This window comes from Staphylococcus sp. GDY8P94P (genome assembly GCF_017892255.1).
GTDB lineage: Bacteria > Bacillota > Bacilli > Staphylococcales > Staphylococcaceae > Staphylococcus > Staphylococcus cohnii.
Window position 1 is genome coordinate 155,119 of the sequence record NZ_JAESKU010000015.1, and the last position, 19,177, is coordinate 174,295.

16 protein-coding genes, 1 riboswitch and 1 other annotated feature are annotated in these 19,177 nt (G+C 32.4%); all 16 genes read left to right on the forward strand.

The genetic code is table 11. The annotated features are described in order from the left end of the window. Nucleotides 1-395: 395 nt before the first annotated feature. The 16 genes from KA926_RS10175 (at nucleotide 396) to KA926_RS10250 (ending at nucleotide 19,156) form a co-directional block, all read left to right on the forward strand. The gene (locus KA926_RS10175; RefSeq protein ID WP_019468628.1) at nucleotides 396-1,106 is read left to right on the forward strand and encodes a response regulator transcription factor; all 711 of its coding nucleotides are present in this window, start codon (nucleotides 396-398) and stop codon (nucleotides 1,104-1,106) included. Next, complete coding sequence (gene pnpS / locus KA926_RS10180) at nucleotides 1,106-2,794, forward strand: two-component system histidine kinase PnpS (RefSeq protein WP_210144257.1); 1,689 nt, start codon at nucleotides 1,106-1,108, stop codon at nucleotides 2,792-2,794. Before KA926_RS10175 ends, pnpS begins: the two co-directional genes overlap by 1 nt. Nucleotides 2,795-3,155: 361 nt before the next feature. Next, nucleotides 3,156-5,786: a DNA polymerase I gene (gene polA / locus KA926_RS10185; RefSeq protein ID WP_210144258.1), complete on the forward strand. Its 2,631-nt coding sequence runs from the start codon at nucleotides 3,156-3,158 to the stop codon at nucleotides 5,784-5,786. 15 nt (nucleotides 5,787-5,801) lie between these two features. Continuing rightward, the gene (mutM, locus tag KA926_RS10190) at nucleotides 5,802-6,674 is read left to right on the forward strand and encodes a bifunctional DNA-formamidopyrimidine glycosylase/DNA-(apurinic or apyrimidinic site) lyase (RefSeq protein ID WP_192946646.1); all 873 of its coding nucleotides are present in this window, start codon (nucleotides 5,802-5,804) and stop codon (nucleotides 6,672-6,674) included. A 15-nt stretch (nucleotides 6,675-6,689) separates the two neighbouring features. Beyond that, complete coding sequence (gene coaE, locus KA926_RS10195; protein WP_192946647.1) at nucleotides 6,690-7,316, forward strand: dephospho-CoA kinase; 627 nt, start codon at nucleotides 6,690-6,692, stop codon at nucleotides 7,314-7,316. Nucleotides 7,317-7,684: 368 nt separating this feature from the next. Next, nucleotides 7,685-8,710, forward strand: a complete 1,026-nt coding sequence (gene gap, locus KA926_RS10200) for a type I glyceraldehyde-3-phosphate dehydrogenase (RefSeq protein ID WP_107383770.1) — start codon at nucleotides 7,685-7,687, stop codon at nucleotides 8,708-8,710. Between the two features lie 260 nt (nucleotides 8,711-8,970). Beyond that, the gene (nrdR, locus tag KA926_RS10205; protein ID WP_040030011.1) at nucleotides 8,971-9,441 is read left to right on the forward strand and encodes a transcriptional regulator NrdR; all 471 of its coding nucleotides are present in this window, start codon (nucleotides 8,971-8,973) and stop codon (nucleotides 9,439-9,441) included. Next, a complete protein-coding gene (locus KA926_RS10210) occupies nucleotides 9,442-10,833 on the forward strand; it encodes a replicative helicase loading/DNA remodeling protein DnaB (RefSeq protein ID WP_192946648.1) in 1,392 nt (463 codons plus the stop codon). It begins immediately after the preceding gene. Between the two features lie 3 nt (nucleotides 10,834-10,836). Next, nucleotides 10,837-11,760, forward strand: coding sequence for a primosomal protein DnaI (gene dnaI / locus KA926_RS10215; protein WP_192946649.1), 924 nt, complete (start codon nucleotides 10,837-10,839; stop codon nucleotides 11,758-11,760). A gap of 341 nt (nucleotides 11,761-12,101) precedes the next feature. After that, nucleotides 12,102-14,039, forward strand: coding sequence for a threonine--tRNA ligase (thrS, locus tag KA926_RS10220; RefSeq protein ID WP_192946650.1), 1,938 nt, complete (start codon nucleotides 12,102-12,104; stop codon nucleotides 14,037-14,039). A 59-nt stretch (nucleotides 14,040-14,098) separates the two neighbouring features. After that, nucleotides 14,099-14,271: riboswitch (Lysine riboswitch) on the forward strand. 209 nt (nucleotides 14,272-14,480) lie between these two features. Then, the gene (locus KA926_RS10225; protein ID WP_019468475.1) at nucleotides 14,481-15,968 is read left to right on the forward strand and encodes an amino acid permease; all 1,488 of its coding nucleotides are present in this window, start codon (nucleotides 14,481-14,483) and stop codon (nucleotides 15,966-15,968) included. Between the two features lie 65 nt (nucleotides 15,969-16,033). Next, nucleotides 16,034-16,162 (forward strand) — a sequence feature (ribosomal protein L20 leader region). 23 nt (nucleotides 16,163-16,185) lie between these two features. Then, a complete protein-coding gene (infC, locus tag KA926_RS10230) occupies nucleotides 16,186-16,713 on the forward strand; it encodes a translation initiation factor IF-3 (protein ID WP_037539866.1) in 528 nt (175 codons plus the stop codon). Nucleotides 16,714-16,741: 28 nt separating this feature from the next. Then, complete coding sequence (gene rpmI, locus KA926_RS10235; RefSeq protein WP_210144259.1) at nucleotides 16,742-16,942, forward strand: 50S ribosomal protein L35; 201 nt, start codon at nucleotides 16,742-16,744, stop codon at nucleotides 16,940-16,942. 66 nt (nucleotides 16,943-17,008) lie between these two features. Continuing rightward, the gene (gene rplT / locus KA926_RS10240) at nucleotides 17,009-17,365 is read left to right on the forward strand and encodes a 50S ribosomal protein L20 (protein WP_019468478.1); all 357 of its coding nucleotides are present in this window, start codon (nucleotides 17,009-17,011) and stop codon (nucleotides 17,363-17,365) included. Nucleotides 17,366-17,608: 243 nt separating this feature from the next. Next, nucleotides 17,609-18,220, forward strand: coding sequence for an NUDIX domain-containing protein (locus KA926_RS10245; RefSeq protein WP_192946651.1), 612 nt, complete (start codon nucleotides 17,609-17,611; stop codon nucleotides 18,218-18,220). A gap of 12 nt (nucleotides 18,221-18,232) precedes the next feature. After that, entirely contained in the window at nucleotides 18,233-19,156 is a 924-nt protein-coding gene (locus KA926_RS10250; RefSeq protein ID WP_210144260.1) for a hypothetical protein, read from the forward strand. The last annotated feature ends 21 nt before the right edge of the window (nucleotides 19,157-19,177 follow it).

Genomic DNA, 19,177 nt, shown 5'->3' on the forward strand with positions numbered 1-19,177 from the left:
CATTTTTCAAATGAAGATGCATCATTTTACTTAAGAGCGAGAATAAGAAATCACTTTTATAATGATTTCTATCTCGCTCTTTTTTAATTTACTTGAATCCATGTTACTAACTAGCAACGCTTGGCCTTAATATGGTTGAAATGAAACAATTGTTAGTTTTAATATAAAGTTAATGTTAAGTTAGTATTAACATAAACAATATTATTTATTTGAAATGCTGGAGATAGATTCATTGAAGAATTGTTTAAGAAGACGATACAAATTCTTTGTTCATTCTTTACAAATAACTAATTATTTTCTATTTATTAAGTTTATGTAAAAAAACTTTTAAGTATGTTATTTTTATTAAAATTTACGTTATAATTAATTTGTAATCATAAAATTGGAGGTATACTATGTCACAAAAAGTACTTGTAGTAGATGATGAGCAATCAATTGTAACCTTGTTAAAATATAATTTAGAGCAAGCTGGATACATAGTGGATGTCGCCTATGATGGTGAAGAAGCATTAGAAAAAGTGAATACTGTAAATCCGGAATTGGTTGTATTAGATGTTATGCTTCCTAAAAAAGATGGTATCGAAGTTTGTAAAACGATTCGATCTGATAAAAATTTAGTACCAATTTTGATGTTAACTGCTAAAGATGATGAATTTGATCGTGTTTTAGGTTTAGAGCTTGGTGCAGACGATTATATGACTAAACCGTTTTCACCGAGAGAGGTTGTTGCAAGAGTTAAAGCTATTCTAAGACGCTCTGCAATGATCAATGAAGCAGTACCAGTTGAAAATGATGAGGATGATATTTTAATCGGCTCTATAAGAATTAGACCAGAATATTTTGAAGTTTATCGTGAAGATGAATTATTAGAACTCACACCTAAAGAGTTTGAACTGTTACTTTACCTTATTGAAAGACAAGGCAGAGTAATCACGCGAGAACATATGTTAAATTCTGTTTGGAATTATGAATTTGCAGGTGATTCAAGAATTGTGGATGTACATATAAGTCATTTAAGAGATAAATTAGAAGAGAATCCAAAACAACCTAAATTGATAAAAACAGTTAGAGGTTTAGGTTATAAATTGGAAAGACCTAAAGTCTAATGTTAAAGTTTCACCAAAGACTCTTATTTTTATTATGTACCATCGTTATCATTAGTTTTGTTGCATTAGGCGCAATAATTACACATGTTATTTATAATACTGTCATTTCAAGCCAACAAGGTGATTTAGAGCATCAAGCACAACATTTAGTCAGTTTATATAATCATGATAAAACAGATGAAATCAAAGATATTGCAAAAAAAGAAAATTTTACATTTATACTCACGAAAGATAACGATGAAGTGTTTTCCACAAAAGAAAGAACCCAATTTAACGACGACATTAATAATGAAGCGAATCCTTCTAAAATAATTTACGATAAATTTGGGGATGATCGAAGATACACTTTTAAAACATCGATAAGAGATAAAGATGTGATTATCAGTGGTATTAATAATCAAATCCTAGAATTACAAATAGGTATATGGAAATATGTTGGCCTAATTGGATTATTTGTTTTGGTTATTATTTTCTTTGTCGTCAGAAGCATTAATAGAACTTACATTAGACCCATTAATGAAGTGACATATGCTACCAATCTTTTAGCTGAAGGTTATTATCATGTAAGAGTTCCAGAAAGTAATGTAAAAGAAACAAGGGAACTATTTGTCACTACTAATGAGCTAGCCAGAAGACTACAACGCTTAAATCATAAACAAAAGTTGCAATCTAATCGCTTGAAAACAACGATAGAAAATATACCTAGTTCAATTTTAATGATTGATAAATATGGCGAAATTGTAATTGCAAATAAATCATATTATGATGTGTTTAGTCCAGACAATGTTGTAGAACATAAAAGTTATATTGATTTTATAGATCCAGAGATACAAAAGTTGATCGCTGCAGCATTTAAAATTGAAAAACCAACATATGATCAAATCGAGTTGACGATTGACCAAGTCCATCAAAAATATTTTGACACAGCATGTATTCCAATTTTATCTAAAAATAAAAAAAATCTTTATGGTATGGTTGTTGTACTACATGATATTACGAATTTGAAAAAGTTGGAAAATTTAAGACGTGAATTTGTGGCTAATGTATCTCATGAATTGAAAACACCAATCACATCTATAAAAGGTTTTGCTGAGACACTGTTAGACGGTGCAAAAGATGATGAGCAAACATTAAATGACTTTTTAAAAATTATTTCTAAAGAATCTAATCGTATTGAAACATTAGTATATGACTTGTTAGATTTATCTCATGTTGAACAACAAACGCAATTGGAAACAGAGCCAACAAGTTTGTCTGAAATTGCTGAATCAACAATGAGGCATATGCAAAATATCGCAGAAAGTAAAAATATAACAATCGTTAATGAAATTGAACCAGATATTATTATTGAAGCGAATAAAGATAAAGTTTCGCAAGTAGCACTCAATTTACTTTCGAACGCGATAAGTTATTCTAAAGTATCTGGACATGTCATCGTGCGTGTTTACAAAGAAGGTAATAAGCGCATGCTTGAAGTTCAAGATTTTGGTATTGGCATTAGCCAGCAAGATCAAAAACATATATTTGAACGCTTTTATCGTGTAGATAAAGCACGTAGTAGAGATTCTGGAGGTACTGGTTTAGGTTTATCTATTACGAAACATATTATGGAAGCGCATCAAGGTAGAATTAATGTGTTTAGTGAACCGGAAAAAGGTTCTACCTTTAGAGTCACATTTTTTGAATAAAATAATAACTGCAATCGATTTAACCATAAATGGTCAAGGTTAAATCGATTGTTTTATTTTGTTAATGTAAAATGTGAAAGAAATAGATGTTTAATCAATTTGATGGTGCTTGTGTTGTCTTGTGCATGCGTAAAGTTGCACAGGGATGAATAATAAGATAGAGGATTAATTGAGCTGAAACTCATACGCTTGTATCAGTCGTACAAGTACATAAAATTAAAAAGTAGGCCTTTATCAGTGACTACCAATATAACGATAATTGATTGAGAAGCTCAATTTGACGCAACCTCATCGAATGAATACGGATTGTCCTATAATTTATGATAAAATGAAAAGTAAATATGTGTTGGAGGTTAAAATATTGAATAAATTAATTTTAATTGATGGAAACAGTTTGAGCTTTAGAGCTTTTTATGCGTTACCATTATTACAAAATAAAGCTGGTATTCATACGAACGCCGTTTATGGTTTTGCAATGTTGTTGGAAAAGATAATTAAAGAAGAGCAGCCCACACATTTTTTAGTCGCTTTTGATGCTGGGAAAACAACATTTAGGCACGCGCAATATAGTGAATATAAAGGTGGACGACAATCCACTCCTCCAGAACTTAGTGAGCAATTTCCATACGTGAGACAGCTATTGGATGCTTATCGCATTAAACGTTACGAATTAGAAAACTATGAAGCAGATGATATAATAGGTACATTAAGTAAACAAGCTAATCAAGAAAACTTCCAAACAATAATCATTACAGGAGATCGTGATTTAACTCAATTAGCAACAGATGATGTAACAATTTATTATACTAAAAAAGGTGTTACAGACGTCGACCATTATACACCAGCGTTTATAGCTGAAAAGTATAATGGTCTAACACCGAAACAAATTATCGACATGAAAGGTTTAATGGGTGATACTTCAGATAATATTCCTGGAGTAGCTGGTGTCGGAGAAAAAACAGCAATTAAGCTATTGAAGCAATTTTCAACTGTTGAAAATGTATACGATCATCTAGATGAAGTATCAGGAAAAAAACTGAAAGAAAAACTTGAAAATAGTAAAGATGATGCTTTAATGAGTAAAACATTAGCAACGATCAATTGTGATAGTCCGATTGATGTATCGTTAGAGGATACAAAATTACCGGATCACGCAGACACTGATGACAAAATTGAACTATTTAAAAAGTTAGAATTCAATCAACTCTTAGATCAGATGGATGCTTCAAATAATGTATCTGAAGTTCAAGACATGGATATTGAAATAGAAGACGATTTTACAAACATTGATTTCAACTTATTAGAAACAGCTACCATCCATTTTGAATTGGATGGTGCCAACTACTTAAAGGATAATATTTTGAAATTTGGCTTGTTTGATGGCCAACATTATATCGTAGTTAATGCAGAACAATTAGTACAGAATCAATCATTAGTTGCTTGGCTTGAAGACGATAAGACTGAAAAGATCGTTTATGATGCCAAAAAATCTTATATTGTAGCACATCGACTCGGTATTAGTATTAAGCATATTGTGTTCGATGTGATGCTAGCAAGTTACATTATTGATCCTTCACGTACAATAGATGACGTGAATTCTGTGGTGGCAAACTACGGTCAACATTATGTCCAATCAAGTGTAACGATATATGGAAAAGGCAAGAAAAAACAGATACCTACAGATGACGTATTAAATCCTTATGTGGGTTCTATTATCAATGCTATCAGTCAAGTTAAACCCAAGATTCAACAACAATTGGATGAATATAATCAAACCGATTTACTGTATGATTTAGAACTACCATTAGCACAAATATTAAGTGAAATGGAAGAAACTGGAATTTATACAGAAATCAGTGAATTGCAACAAATGGAAACAGAAATTCAAAGTAAATTAGATGTATTAATTGATAACATCTATGATGCTGCTGGTGAAAAGTTTAATATTAACTCACCAAAACAATTAGGTGTCGTATTATTTGAAACATTAAAATTACCTGTGATTAAAAAGACTAAGACAGGATACTCTACTGCAGTTGATGTGTTAGAACAGTTGCAAGGGGAACATCCAATCATAGAATATATTTTAGAATATAGGCAATTAGCGAAATTACAATCTACCTATGTTGAAGGGTTACAAAAAGTAATTGCTGAAGATAATCGTATTCATACTCGTTTCAATCAAACATTGGCTCAAACAGGACGTTTATCATCAATTGATCCAAACCTTCAAAACATACCAGTACGTTTAGAAGAAGGTCGAAAAATTAGAAAAGCATTTAAATCAAGTGATAAAAATAACGTTATATTTTCAGCCGATTATTCACAAATTGAATTAAGAGTATTGGCACATATAACGCAAGATGAAAGTTTGAAACAAGCGTTCATCAATGATGAAGATATCCACACAGCCACAGCGGTAAAAGTGTTTGATGTAGACCCTGAAAATGTAGATAGTTTAATGCGTAGACAAGCAAAAGCCGTGAATTTTGGTATCGTATATGGTATAAGTGACTATGGTTTAAGCCAAAGTTTAGGTATAACTAGAAAACAAGCTAAAAAATTCATAGATGATTATCTAGATAGTTTCCCTGGCGTCAAACAATATATGGAAGACATAGTTAAAGACTGTAAAGCACAAGGCTATGTAGAAACACTGCTTCATAGAAGACGCTATATTCCAGATATCACTAGTAGAAACTTTAATTTAAGAGGTTTTGCTGAAAGAACAGCGATGAACACACCTATACAGGGTAGCGCAGCAGATATTATCAAACTTGCGATGGTACATTTTGCTAACGAGGTTAAAAATACCGATTTTCATGCTCAGCTATTATTACAAGTTCACGATGAGTTGATTTTTGAATTACCAAAAGAAGAAGTAGATGACTTTGAAAAATTCATTGAAAAAATAATGGATAATGCATTGAAGTTAGATGTTCCATTGAAAGTTGAATCTAGTTATGGACAAACATGGTATGACGCGAAATAGAAAGAAGGGAATATAGTGCCTGAACTACCTGAAGTTGAACATGTTACAAGAGGAATAAGACCTTTTGTACAAGGTCAAAAAATTGAGGATGTTATTTTCTCTGATAAAGTGATAGAAGGAAAAAATAATCAAAAAGAAACGATTATTAAAGGTCTATCATTAGATACATTCAAAAATTTTACTGAAGGCTACACGATTAATAATATTGAAAGACGTAGTAAGTATATTGTCTTTTATATTCAAAATAATTCAACACAAAGAATTCTTATTAGTCATTTAGGTATGGCTGGTGGTTTTTTTGTTGTAGATCATATAGAAGACATCAGTGCTCCTAATTATCGTAAACATTGGCATGTTATTTTTAAATTAGATAATGACAAACTATTAGTTTATTCAGATATTCGCAGATTTGGAGAAATTAGAAATGTTGCTTCATTTGAAGGATATCCATCATTTTTAGAAATCGCACCAGAACCTTTTGAGAAAGAAGCATTACCACATTATATGTCTTGGTTTGATAAAAAATTATATCTAAACAAACCAATCAAACAAATGATACTAGACCATAGAGTGATTTCAGGTTGTGGTAACATCTATGCTTGTGAAGCATTGTTTCGAGCTGGCATTCACCCAGCACGTATATCTAAGGATTTAAATCATCAAGAAAAAGAAATGTTATTTTATTATGTTCGAGAAGTATTAGAAGCGGGTATAAAATATGGTGGTACCAGTATTTCAGATTATCGTCATGCGGATGGAAGTACTGGTACAATGCAACAATATTTAAATGTATATAAACAAAAGACATGTAAAGTGTGCGGAAATGATATTGAGACACAGATTATTGCAACACGCAATAGTCATTTCTGTCCTGTATGTCAAAAATGAAGGAAGAGTGAAATTATGCCTAAAGTTATTGGATTAACTGGTGGTATCGCATCAGGAAAATCAACTGTTTCAGAATTGTTAACGGCACATGGTTTTAAAATTGTAGATGCAGATATTGCATCACGTAAAGCTGTTGAAAAAGGTTCTGAAGGACTTGAGCAAGTTCGTGCAACATTCGGAGAAGAAGCAATTGATGAAGATGGTAATATGAACCGTGGATATGTAGGAGATATCGTCTTCAACTACCCCGAAAAAAGATTAGAATTAAATGAAATCGTCCATCCAATTGTTAGAAACATTATGGAACAAGAAAAAAAAGCGTTTTTAAAAGATGGCTATAATGTAATTATGGACATTCCGTTACTTTATGAAAATGAATTGCAAAATACGGTAGATGAAGTATGGCTTGTTTATACTTCAGAAAGTATCCAAATAGATAGATTAATGCAACGTAATGATATTTCTATGGAGGATGCAAAGGCACGGGTTTATAGTCAAATATCCATAGACAAAAAACGCAGAATGGCAGACCATGTCATCGATAATCGAGATTCTAAATTAGATTTAAAACAAAATTTAGAACAATTATTGACCGATGAAGGCTATATTGAAAGTGAAACAAATCATTCGCAAGAAATATAAATATCAAATGTGTGTATTAAAAACATACGCACTTAATTCCTTCAAAGTGGACATTTAATAAATGAAAACTTTGGAGGGATTTTTTTATACATTTATAGAGATTTTGTAACGTGCAGATTATGAAGGAATAATAAGAATCAGAGGCTACAGGATTGAACCATACCATCAGGCAAGCATGCATGAAAAATCACAGGTTTGAAATATCAAAGAAATAAATGATGATTTTATAAAAAATTAATCGTTTAGAAAACTATAATTTTAACTGTTTTAAGATTTTTAAATTTTTATTCAAGAAAACGCTTTCGCATTTATCGATTTATGTTATACTAATTCCATAAAGTATAACACTAAAACGAGGGGTGCTTCGAATGACGACAAATATTGCAATTAATGGAATGGGTAGGATAGGTAGAATGGTATTAAGAATAGCGCTTAAAAACGAAAATATGAATGTAGTCGCGATTAATGCCAGCTATCCACCGGAAACAATTGCTCACCTAATCAATTATGATACGACACATGGTAACTACGATTTAAAAGTAGAACCTATTGAGAATGGTATAAAAGTCGATGAACAAGAAATTAAACTTGTAGCTGACAGAAATCCAGAAAATTTACCGTGGGCTGAACTTGATGTAGATATTGTAATTGAAGCTACTGGTAAGTTTAATCATGGAGATAAAGCAGTGGCTCATATTACTGCTGGAGCTAAAAAAGTATTGTTAACAGGACCATCAAAAGGTGGAGATGTTCAAATGATTGTTAAAGGTGTGAATAACGATCAATTGGACATTGAAAAATATGATATCTTTAGTAATGCTTCTTGTACAACGAATTGTATTGGACCTGTAGCTAAAGTGCTTAATGACCAATTTGGTATTCAAAATGGTTTAATGACAACAGTACATGCTATTACCAATGATCAAAATAATATCGATAACCCACATAAAGATTTACGACGTGCACGTTCATGCAATGAAAGTATTATTCCTACTTCGACAGGCGCTGCTAAAGCACTAAAAGAAGTTTTACCTGAACTAGAAGGAAAACTTCACGGTATGGCTTTAAGAGTACCAACTAAAAATGTATCATTAGTTGATTTAGTCGTTGATTTAGATACTAATGTGACAGTAGAACAAGTTAATGATGCTTTCAGAAATAACACATTAGAAGATGTGATTGCTACTGAAGATGCGCCACTTGTATCTATGGATTTTAACACAAATCCACATTCAGCCATTATCGATACGCAAAGTACAATGATTATGGGTGATAATAAAGTGAAAGTGATAGCTTGGTATGATAACGAATGGGGTTATTCAAATAGAGTTGTTGATGTCGCTGAAGAAATTGGTCAATTACTAAAAAGTAATGTATCAACTGTTGTTAATTAATAGTGTAATTACTGTTAGAGTTTTACATGATTATTGCTTTGTAATTGCTTAATCAAGAAAAATAATTTATTGTTAACTTATATCTAAACCTCTCGTTAAAGTGAAATAATATTTTCACTTTAACGAGAGGTTTTAACTTTAAATATGAAGAACAAGTGAATCTAAATAAATAAATGAAATTATTGTGTAATACCATTCTTTTGTGGCTTAAGGATTTATAGTATAATGAATGGTAATCAAATTGAGAGGGTGGTAATTCGATGAAATGCCCGAAATGTAGTTCAACGCACTCTCGCGTTGTAGATTCACGACATGCTGATGAAGTAAATGCGATTAGACGTAGAAGAGAATGTGAACAATGCGGCACAAGGTTTACTACGTTTGAACATATTGAAAAAAGACCGTTAATCGTTGTGAAAAAAGATGGTACACGTGAGCAATTTTTGCGTGAAAAAATACTCAATGGCTTGGTGCGCTCTTGTGAAAAAAGACCTGTGCGTTATCAACAATTAGAAGATATTACTAATAATGTGGAGTGGAAACTAAGAGATGAAGGACGTGCTGAAATATCTTCAAGAGAAATTGGGGAACACGTCATGAATTTATTAATGCATGTAGATCAAGTTTCTTATGTGCGTTTTGCATCTGTTTACAAAGAATTTAAAGATGTTGATCAATTATTACAATCAATGCAAGGGATTTTAGCAGAAAACAAACGGAGTGATTCTTAAATGGGATTACAATCCTATGATTATGGTTTAAGACCACAAGATGACTTTCATGTGTTACGTCATTTTTATTTAAATCATAAGCATTTAGAAATTCTAAATAGATTATTTACGCCGATGATTGGATCAAATGCAATCGGTTTGTATCATTATTTGAATCAATTTGTAGAATTTAAACAAGATGTTGTCTTGACTCATTATATTATTATGAATGAATTGAAAATAAATCTACTTGAATTCAGGAAAGAAATGGATTTGTTAGAAGGCATAGGTTTATTAAAATCTTTTGCTCATCATTCTAAGCAACACTCTTCTTTCGTTTACAAACTCATACAACCACCATCAGCACAACAATTTTTTAATGATCCTATGCTATCCGTATATTTATATAGCCAAGTAAACAAGCAACGTTACTTACAATTGAAATCACATTTTGAGGATCAAATGACTATTGATTTAAATCAGTACCAAGATGTTACACGCACATTTACTGATGTGTTTAAAGTTCCTAACCAAGCACTCACTGAGGATGAACAGATGATTGAAGGTGAAGAAACTTATGGTGGCATGGATTTATCTAATGTGAATTTTGATTTTGAAGTACTTTATGATTTATTACAAAATCATTTTATTAGTACTAAAATGATTGATGGTGAAGCTAAAGCGCTGATCACACAAATTGCGACTTTATATGGCTTGACACCAGAAGCAATGAAACGCATTATTTTAAAATCAATCACTAGTGCACAAGAACTTTCTTTTGAAGAGATGCGTAAACATGCTAGAACGTATTATCTTATAGAGCATGAGCAACAGCTTCCCAAATTAAATGCTAAAAAATCAAATTATATCAATGATGACAACACAGAAAATAATAATCATACAAAAGGTGATTCAAAAAATTGGCTAAAGCAATTGGATGAAACTAGTCCTATTGATATGCTTGCTTCGTGGTCAGAATCTGAACCGACGACTCAACAAAAATATATGGTCGAAGAATTGATAGAAAGAGAACAATTACCGTTTGGTGTGATTAACATACTTTTACAATTTGTAATGTTAAAAGAAGATATGAAACTCCCTAAAACCTATATCTTTGAGATTGCATCAAATTGGAAAAAAAAAGGCATCAAAACTGCAGAGGAAGCATATCATTATGCTAAAAAGGTAAATCAACCTACATCCAATCAATCAAATCAAACTAAAAGTGGTAGTTATAAACCTAAGCAACTCGTTTCTAGAGAAATGACGCCTAAGTGGTTAGAAGAAAGGGATAGTAAAGATACGAAAAGTCAAAGTTTAGAAAATCATACTAATCCAGATGAGGATGAAGCATTAAAACGAGACCGTGAAGCACTGTTAAAACGATTAAATAGCAAGCGAGAGGAGGAGTAATATATGAAGTCTTTCAATCATATTATGGGTGATTCTAAAGATTTAAGTAAGCGCATTGAAAAGATAAAACAAGATGTTATCAATGACCCTGACGTTAAGACGTTTCTAGAATCGCATCAATCTGAAGTGACGAATGCGATGATTGATGAAGATTTGAATATTTTACAAGAATATAAGGATCAAGAAAAACATTATGATGGACATGCTTTTAAAGATTGCCCTAATTTTGTTAAAGGTCACGTACCTGAATTATATGTAGAAAATCAACACATTAAGATTCGTTACTTGCCTTGCCCATGTAAAATTAAACATGATGAAGAAAAATTCGATGCACATTTAATTGCGTCACATCATATGCAACGAGATACATTAAATGCCAAATTAAGCGATATTTATATGGATAAGAGAGATCGTATAGATGTCGCAATGGCAGCAACGGATATTTGTGAAAAAATAGTAGAAAAAGCACCCCAAGTTAAAGGTTTATATATACACGGTCCTTTTGGTACAGGTAAGTCATTTATCTTAGGTGCAATTGCCAATGAATTAAAAGTTGAAAAAGTACCTTCTACGATTGTATATTTACCAGAATTTATTCGCTCTTTAAAAGGCGGGTTTAAAGATGGTAGTTTCGAATCAAGGCTTGCAAAAGTACGTGAATCACATGTATTAATGTTGGATGATATCGGTGCTGAAGAAATTACACCTTGGGCGAGAGATGAAGTGATTGGTCCATTATTACATTATAGAATGGTTCAAGAGTTACCAACGTTCTTTAGCTCTAACCTAAGTTTTGAAGAATTAGAATATCATCTTTCTGTTACGCGTAATGGTACAGAAAAAACAAAAGCAGCTAGAATTATGGAAAGAATTAAATCTTTAGCAACACCATATTTTTTGGAAGGCAAAAATTATCGTAACGATTGAATTATAAAAAAAATGTTGTATAATATAATTAAATCTAAATCAAGCGAAATAAAATGAAGACATGATAGGTAAATGGTTACTTCACAGAGAACCAATGTGTGATGAGAATTTGGTAAGTATCATTATCTGTTACTACTTCATTATAGATGTTTTAATCAACATCCGGCTCAAGACCGTTAACTTATGTAGAGTAAAGTTGTTTCATTGTTACAGAAATAACTTTAATTAGGGTGGTACCACGAAGACCTCGTCCCTTTTAGGGATGGGGTCTTTTTGTTTTACATTTGTAATTATGTCCTTTTCGCTATGATTTAAGGCAAGTATAAATAGGAGGAATTTAAATGGCTCAAATAAATATAACTTTTCCAGATGGTAATGAGAAAGCATTTGAAAAAGGAATTACTACTGAAGAAATTGCGCATTCAATCAGTCCAGGTTTAAGAAAAAAGGCAGTTGCAGGTAAATTAAACGGACAACTCATTGATTTAACAAGACCCATTGAAACAGATGGTGAAATTGAAATTGTAACACCTGGTAGTGATGAAGCTTTAGAAGTTTTACGCCATTCTACTGCACATTTAATGGCACAAGCATTAAAACGTTTATACGGAGATGTGAAATTTGGTGTAGGTCCAGTAATTGATGGTGGTTTTTATTATGACTTTGATATGACTGAAAGTGTGTCATCCGATGATTTTGAAAAAATTGAAAAAACAATGAAACAAATTGTTAATGAAAACTATCCTATAGAGCGAAAAGTAGTTTCGAGAGATGAAGCTAAAACATTTTTTGCAGATGATCCATATAAGCTAGAATTAATAGATGCCATTCCAGAAGATGAAAATGTTACTTTATATTCGCAAGGTGAATTTACTGATTTATGTCGTGGTGTTCATGTACCGTCTACTTCCAAAATTAAAGAATTTAAGCTTTTATCAACTGCAGGTGCATATTGGCGCGGAGACAGCGATAATAAAATGCTTCAACGTATATACGGTACTGCTTTCTTCGATAAAAAAGATTTAAAAGCACATTTACAAATGTTAGAAGAACGTAAAGAACGCGATCACCGTAAAATTGGTAAAGAGCTAGAATTATTCTCAAATAATCAATTAGTAGGTGCTGGGTTACCATTATGGTTACCAAACGGTGCAACAATTCGTCGTGAAATTGAACGATATATTGTAGATAAAGAAGTGAGCATGGGTTATGATCATGTTTATACACCGGTGATGGCTAATGTAGATTTATATAAAACATCAGGGCATTGGGATCATTATCAAGAAGACATGTTCCCAACTATGAAATTAGATGAAAATGAAGAAATGGTGTTAAGACCCATGAACTGTCCTCACCATATGATGATCTATGCTAATAAACCACATTCCTATCGCGAATTACCAATTCGAATTGCTGAATTAGGTACAATGCATCGTTATGAAGCAAGTGGTGCTGTTTCTGGGTTACAACGTGTTAGAGGAATGACTTTAAATGATGCACATATTTTTGTAAGACCAGACCAAATAAAAGAAGAGTTCAAACGGGTTGTTAATTTAATCGTCGATGTTTATGAGGACTTTGGGTTTGAAAATTATAAATTCCGCTTAAGTTACAGAGATCCAGAGGATAAAGAAAAGTACTTTGATGATGAAGAAATGTGGAATAAAGCAGAAAGTATGTTGAAAGAAGCGGCTGATGAACTTGGTTTAGAATACGAAGAAGCTATTGGAGAAGCGGCATTTTATGGTCCTAAGTTAGATGTCCAAGTTCAAACAGCTATGGGTAAAGAAGAAACATTATCAACAGCACAATTAGACTTTTTACTACCTGAAAAATTTGAGTTATCATATATAGGAAAAGACGGTGAGCAACATAGACCTGTAGTCATCCATCGTGGCGTTGTTTCGACAATGGAACGCTTTGTTGCATTTTTAACAGAAGAAACTAAAGGCGCTTTCCCTACATGGTTAGCGCCAAAACAAGTTGAAATTATCCCTGTAAATGTGGACTTGCATTATGATTACGCTAGACATTTGCAAGATGAACTTAAATCACAAGGCGTAAGAGTCGAGATAGACGATAGAAATGAGAAAATGGGATACAAAATTAGAGAAGCTCAAATGCAAAAAATCCCTTATCAACTTGTAGTTGGAGATAAAGAAATGGAAAATAATGAAGTGAATGTTAGAAAATATGGTTCTCAAGATCAAGAAACGGTTGAGAAAGAGTCATTTATTTGGGATTTGGTAGATGAAATCAGACTTAAAAAACAAAGATAACCTTGAAAGTAATCTTGAAATCATGTATATTAAATCTTAGTGAAATAAAAAAATAAAAAAATTGAGTTAGAGGTTGCGTTTTTAATCAGTAACAATCCGGAAGCTATTTGGAGCGTATGTAGGATTTGTGAAAGGTGAAAATGCCGAAACCAAAAGTGACCATTTGCGCTATTGGTTGGGTCAGTTTTCGAAAGGGACTGGACTGTCACATATGTGATGTGCTACCTATATAAATGCTATTACTAAAATGGTTGCATATCTAATAGGTATGTAACCATTTTATTTTAGGTTGAAGATTATTATTCATACTAAAACGGGAAATTTAAAGCAAATTGATTAAATAACATGTATATTCCAATATTAACGTTATTAATGACTATAAAAGTATAATTATAATCGCATAGTAAGTTGGCCTCTAAGTTTAAAGGAAAGGGAGCATCTATGGCAAAAGAAGGAAATCAAAATAATGGAGTTAAAAGAGGACTAAAAGATCGTCATATATCCATGATAGCAATTGGTGGTTGTATTGGTACTGGTTTGTTTATGACTTCTGGTGGTGCAATTCATGATGCAGGCGCCTTGGGTGCATTACTTGCATATGCAATTATTGGTGCAATGGTATTTTTCCTTATGACATCTTTAGGAGAAATGGCTACTTATTTGCCTGTTTCTGGGTCATTTAGTACATATGCTACGCGTTTCGTTGACCCATCACTTGGTTTTGCATTGGGATGGAATTATTGGTTCAACTGGGTTATTACAGTTGCTGCGGACGTTACCATTGCTGCACAAGTGATTCAATATTGGACACCACTTTCAGGTATACCAGCATGGAGTTGGAGCTGTTTGTTCTTAATGATTATATTTGGACTAAACGCATTGTCCGTTAGGGTATATGGTGAAAGTGAATACTGGTTTGCATTAATTAAAGTTGTTACAGTTATTATCTTTATCGGAATTGGTCTACTTACTATCCTAGGTATTATGGGTGGAGAATTCGTAGGTTTTGACACATTTACTAAAGGTGGAGGGCCAATTCTTGGTGACGGATTAGATGGTAGCCTACTAACAATCCTTGGGGTATTCTTAGTAGCAGGATTCTCATTCCAAGGTACTGAATTAATCGGTATTACAGCTGGTGAATCAGAAAACCCAGAACGAGCAGTGCCTAAAGCAATTAAACAAGTATTTTGGAGAATCTTGATTTTCTATATATTAGCGATTTTTGTAATCGGTATGTTAATACCATATGATAGCTCAGCGTTAATGGGCGGTGGAGATGATATTTCAACTTCGCCATTTACATTAGTATTCCAAAACGCAGGATTGGCTTTTGCTGCTTCATTTATGAATGCAGTTATCTTGACATCTGTATTATCAGCGGGTAATTCTGGAATGTATGCATCGACTAGAATGCTATACTCTATGAGTAAAGATAAATTAGCTTATCCAATTTTTGGTAAAACAAATAGAAACGGTGTTCCATATGTATCGCTAATCACGACAGCAATCATTGTCGTAGGTATCTTTATATTACAACATTTGAGCGGTGACGCTTATGAATATATCGTTGCTGCAAGTGGTATGACTGGCTTTATCGCATGGGTAGGTATTGCGGTTAGTCATTATAGATTTAGAAAAGCATTTGATAAGCAAAATTATGATAAATCTAAATTAAAATACAAAGCTAAATTATTCCCTTTTGGTCCAATCTTTGCTGGTATACTTTGTGTGTTAGTCATTATTGGACAAGATGTTGATTTTATCAAAACAGGTGAATTTAACTTGAATCGTTTTGTAATCACGTATATGGGTATTCCGGTATTTCTTGCTTTCTTTATTTATCATAAATTGCGTTATAAAACTAGAATGGTTCCATTAGAGAAAGTGAACTTACATCAAGATGTAGATATGGACGAAATTAAATAATAATTAAAACAAACTGTTGACTTATATTAATATTGTTGCTAAGATAGGTAATGTTGAATACGAAACGAACCAAGTAGAAGCTCCCGCTTCTCACCTGTGGCGACGCTAAACGCAGTTGGCAGGTCTATATATACATGGAAATATCATGTGTAGAGAAGAGCGGGTATATTGTATACTCGCTCTTTTTGCTTGGGATAATTTCGTAAAAATCTTGGAGGTGTCAACCATAGCAAAAGATCAGACTCAAGTTAACGAAAAGATTCGCGCAAAAGAATTACGTTTGATAGGGCAAGATGGAGAACAAATTGGTGTTAAATCAAAATCCGAAGCCCTAGAAATGGCTGAAAGAGTAGGTTTAGATGTAGTCTTAATGGCTCCAAATGCTAAACCACCTGTTGCAAGAATTATGGATTACGGTAAATACAAATTCGAACAACAGAAAAAAGAAAAAGAAATGAAGAAGAAACAAAAAACAATCAACCTTAAAGAAATTCGCTTAAGTCCAACAATCGAGGAACATGATTTCCAAACTAAATTGAAAAACGGACGTAAGTTCTTAGAAAAAGGCGATAAATGTAAAGTTTCTATTCGTTTCAGAGGACGTGCGATTACGCATAAAGAAATTGGTCAACGAGTTTTAGAAAAATTCGCTGAAGAATGTAAAGATATCGCAACTATTGGGCAAAGACCTAAAATGGACGGCCGTCAAATGTTCATTATGCTTAACCCGATAAACGAAAAATAATACTAGATAATACAGGAGGAAATGAATCATGCCTAAAATGAAAACACACCGTGGAGCTGCTAAACGTGTTAAAAGAACTGCTTCAGGTCAATTAAAACGTTCAAGAGCTTTCACTTCACATATGTTTGCAAATAAAACGACTAAACAAAAACGTAAATTACGTAAAGCTTCATTAGTACACAAATCAGACATGAAACGTATAAAACAATTATTATCTTATAAAAAATAATTAGCGAGATAGCGAAAGAAACAACGAAAATATTATGCATGTACACATTTTAAGGAGGAATTTATTATGCCACGAGTAAAAGGTGGAACAGTAACAAGAGCTCGTCGTAAAAAGACGATTAAATTAGCTAAAGGTTACTTCGGTGCGAAACGCACATTATACAAAGTTGCAAAACAACAAGTAATGAAATCAGGACAATACGCTTTCCGTGACCGTCGTCAAAGAAAACGTGACTTCCGTAAATTATGGATTACACGTATTAATGCTGCAGCACGTCAACATGATATGAGTTATTCAAGATTAATGAACGGCTTGAAAAAAGCTGATATCGACGTTAACCGTAAAATGCTTTCTGAAATCGCAATTTCAGATGACAAAGCTTTCGGTGAATTAGTAGCTAAAGCTAAAGAAGCTTTAAAATAATTTTAAAATAAAGCCTGGGACACCATATTGTCTCAGGCTTTTATGTGGTATCGGCAAAGCGTAAGTACTTTAAAATAGAGGGCTTGAACGAATGTCAATATAATAATTATTTTCAACTCAGAGATTTGAATATGAGATGATTAAAAATTTCACTGCTGGTTAGAGCTTTGACATTAGTATTATTTTGAGATACTTAAATGTTTTGATAAAATAACAAAGAAGTCACACATGAAGGAGAAACTAATGTCTAAATTTGATGAAATGATTACAGTCGTACCAAGAAAAATTTTATTTGATAATGAAAATAATCAATTTAATGGATTTTTAGATAAAAATTCGAATAAAGGACAAGACATTTTTGAAACACTATCGAATTATGAAATTAAACGTCGTGGTGATATGGAGGAAAATTCAAGTTATAAACAACTTATTTCATATTGTATATTAGAAAATGAACACGATGAAATTTTGGTTTATGAACGTCTATCTGGTGGTGGAGAAACGCGTTTACACGGACAATCTTCAATCGGTGTCGGTGGTCATATGAATGACGTTAAAGGGGCCGAATCTATTAATGAAGTGCTCAGAGTGAATGCTCAGAGAGAATTAAATGAAGAAGTGGGACTTTCTGAAAGTAAATCACAAAATTTAGCATACATAGGCTTTATCAACGATGATACAAATGAAGTCGGTGAAGTTCATTTAGGTGTTGTATTTAAGATAAATGTTAATAGTAATGATGTAGAAGCAAAAGAGACAGACACTTTAAAAATTAAATGGGTCAATCATAATAAGATAGATAATTATGATGACTTTGAAACATGGAGTGCACTCATTTTACAGGCAATACAATAGAGGTGTTGATCAATGTCTGATATCATTCCATTTCCACGATCAAAGGAAAAGTTGATTAGAGAAATTAAGCAAGCTTTTAATGAAAATAATTTAGCGCAAGCCTATGATTTGTTTGAGTCATTAGAAGCTCAATTCGAACTTGATGAACAAATGGCGCTTTTAAAATGTGCGACGCTTTTTAAAATGGAACATTATTTAGAATTACGTGAAGAAGCAATCATTTTATTAAAACAAGGTATGTCAAATTATGATGATTTAATGATTTATTATGTACAAAGTTTAAATGGCTTGGGGCAATATTTTGAAGTCGTCGAAATCATTAACCAAATCATAGATGAGGTTAATGATCATAAAACTAGAATGGAACTGTTTCCAATCAAAGAATTTGCATTAAGCCAAATTGATAAACATAATGAACATGCAGCTCAAATGCTACAAAATTTTGATACATTAACACTTAAAGAACAAGTTAATATTATGTTGACGCTCATAGACCATGGTCAATATCGTTATCAAGAAACAGTCATTCATTTGTTGAATACGTTAGAACTAGCACCAAATGTCGTAAGTATTATGTTGGAATACTTGCGCTTTGCAAAAAATGATCAAACGATTTCTATTCATAAATACGGATATGAAATCAATGTGATTCCACGTAATCTTGAAGGATTAGAACAAACTTTATTCAAAGCTGAAATTATACCTAACGTACTAAAACAACTTGAAGATGGTGCAGCACAACTTGTAGAGGAAGCACTTCATTTGTTGAATAATCATGCCATTTTACTCTATCCATTAAATGTTGAAAAAATTGCAACTAAGCAAACTTGGATAGAAGGTTACACAAATTATTTCAAATCTATGGTCGGTTTAGAAAGTCTTGATGAAACGAATCATGTACTTGCATTCATCGTGTCACTAGATAATGAAAAATAGGTTGTTTTATCATTAACTCAT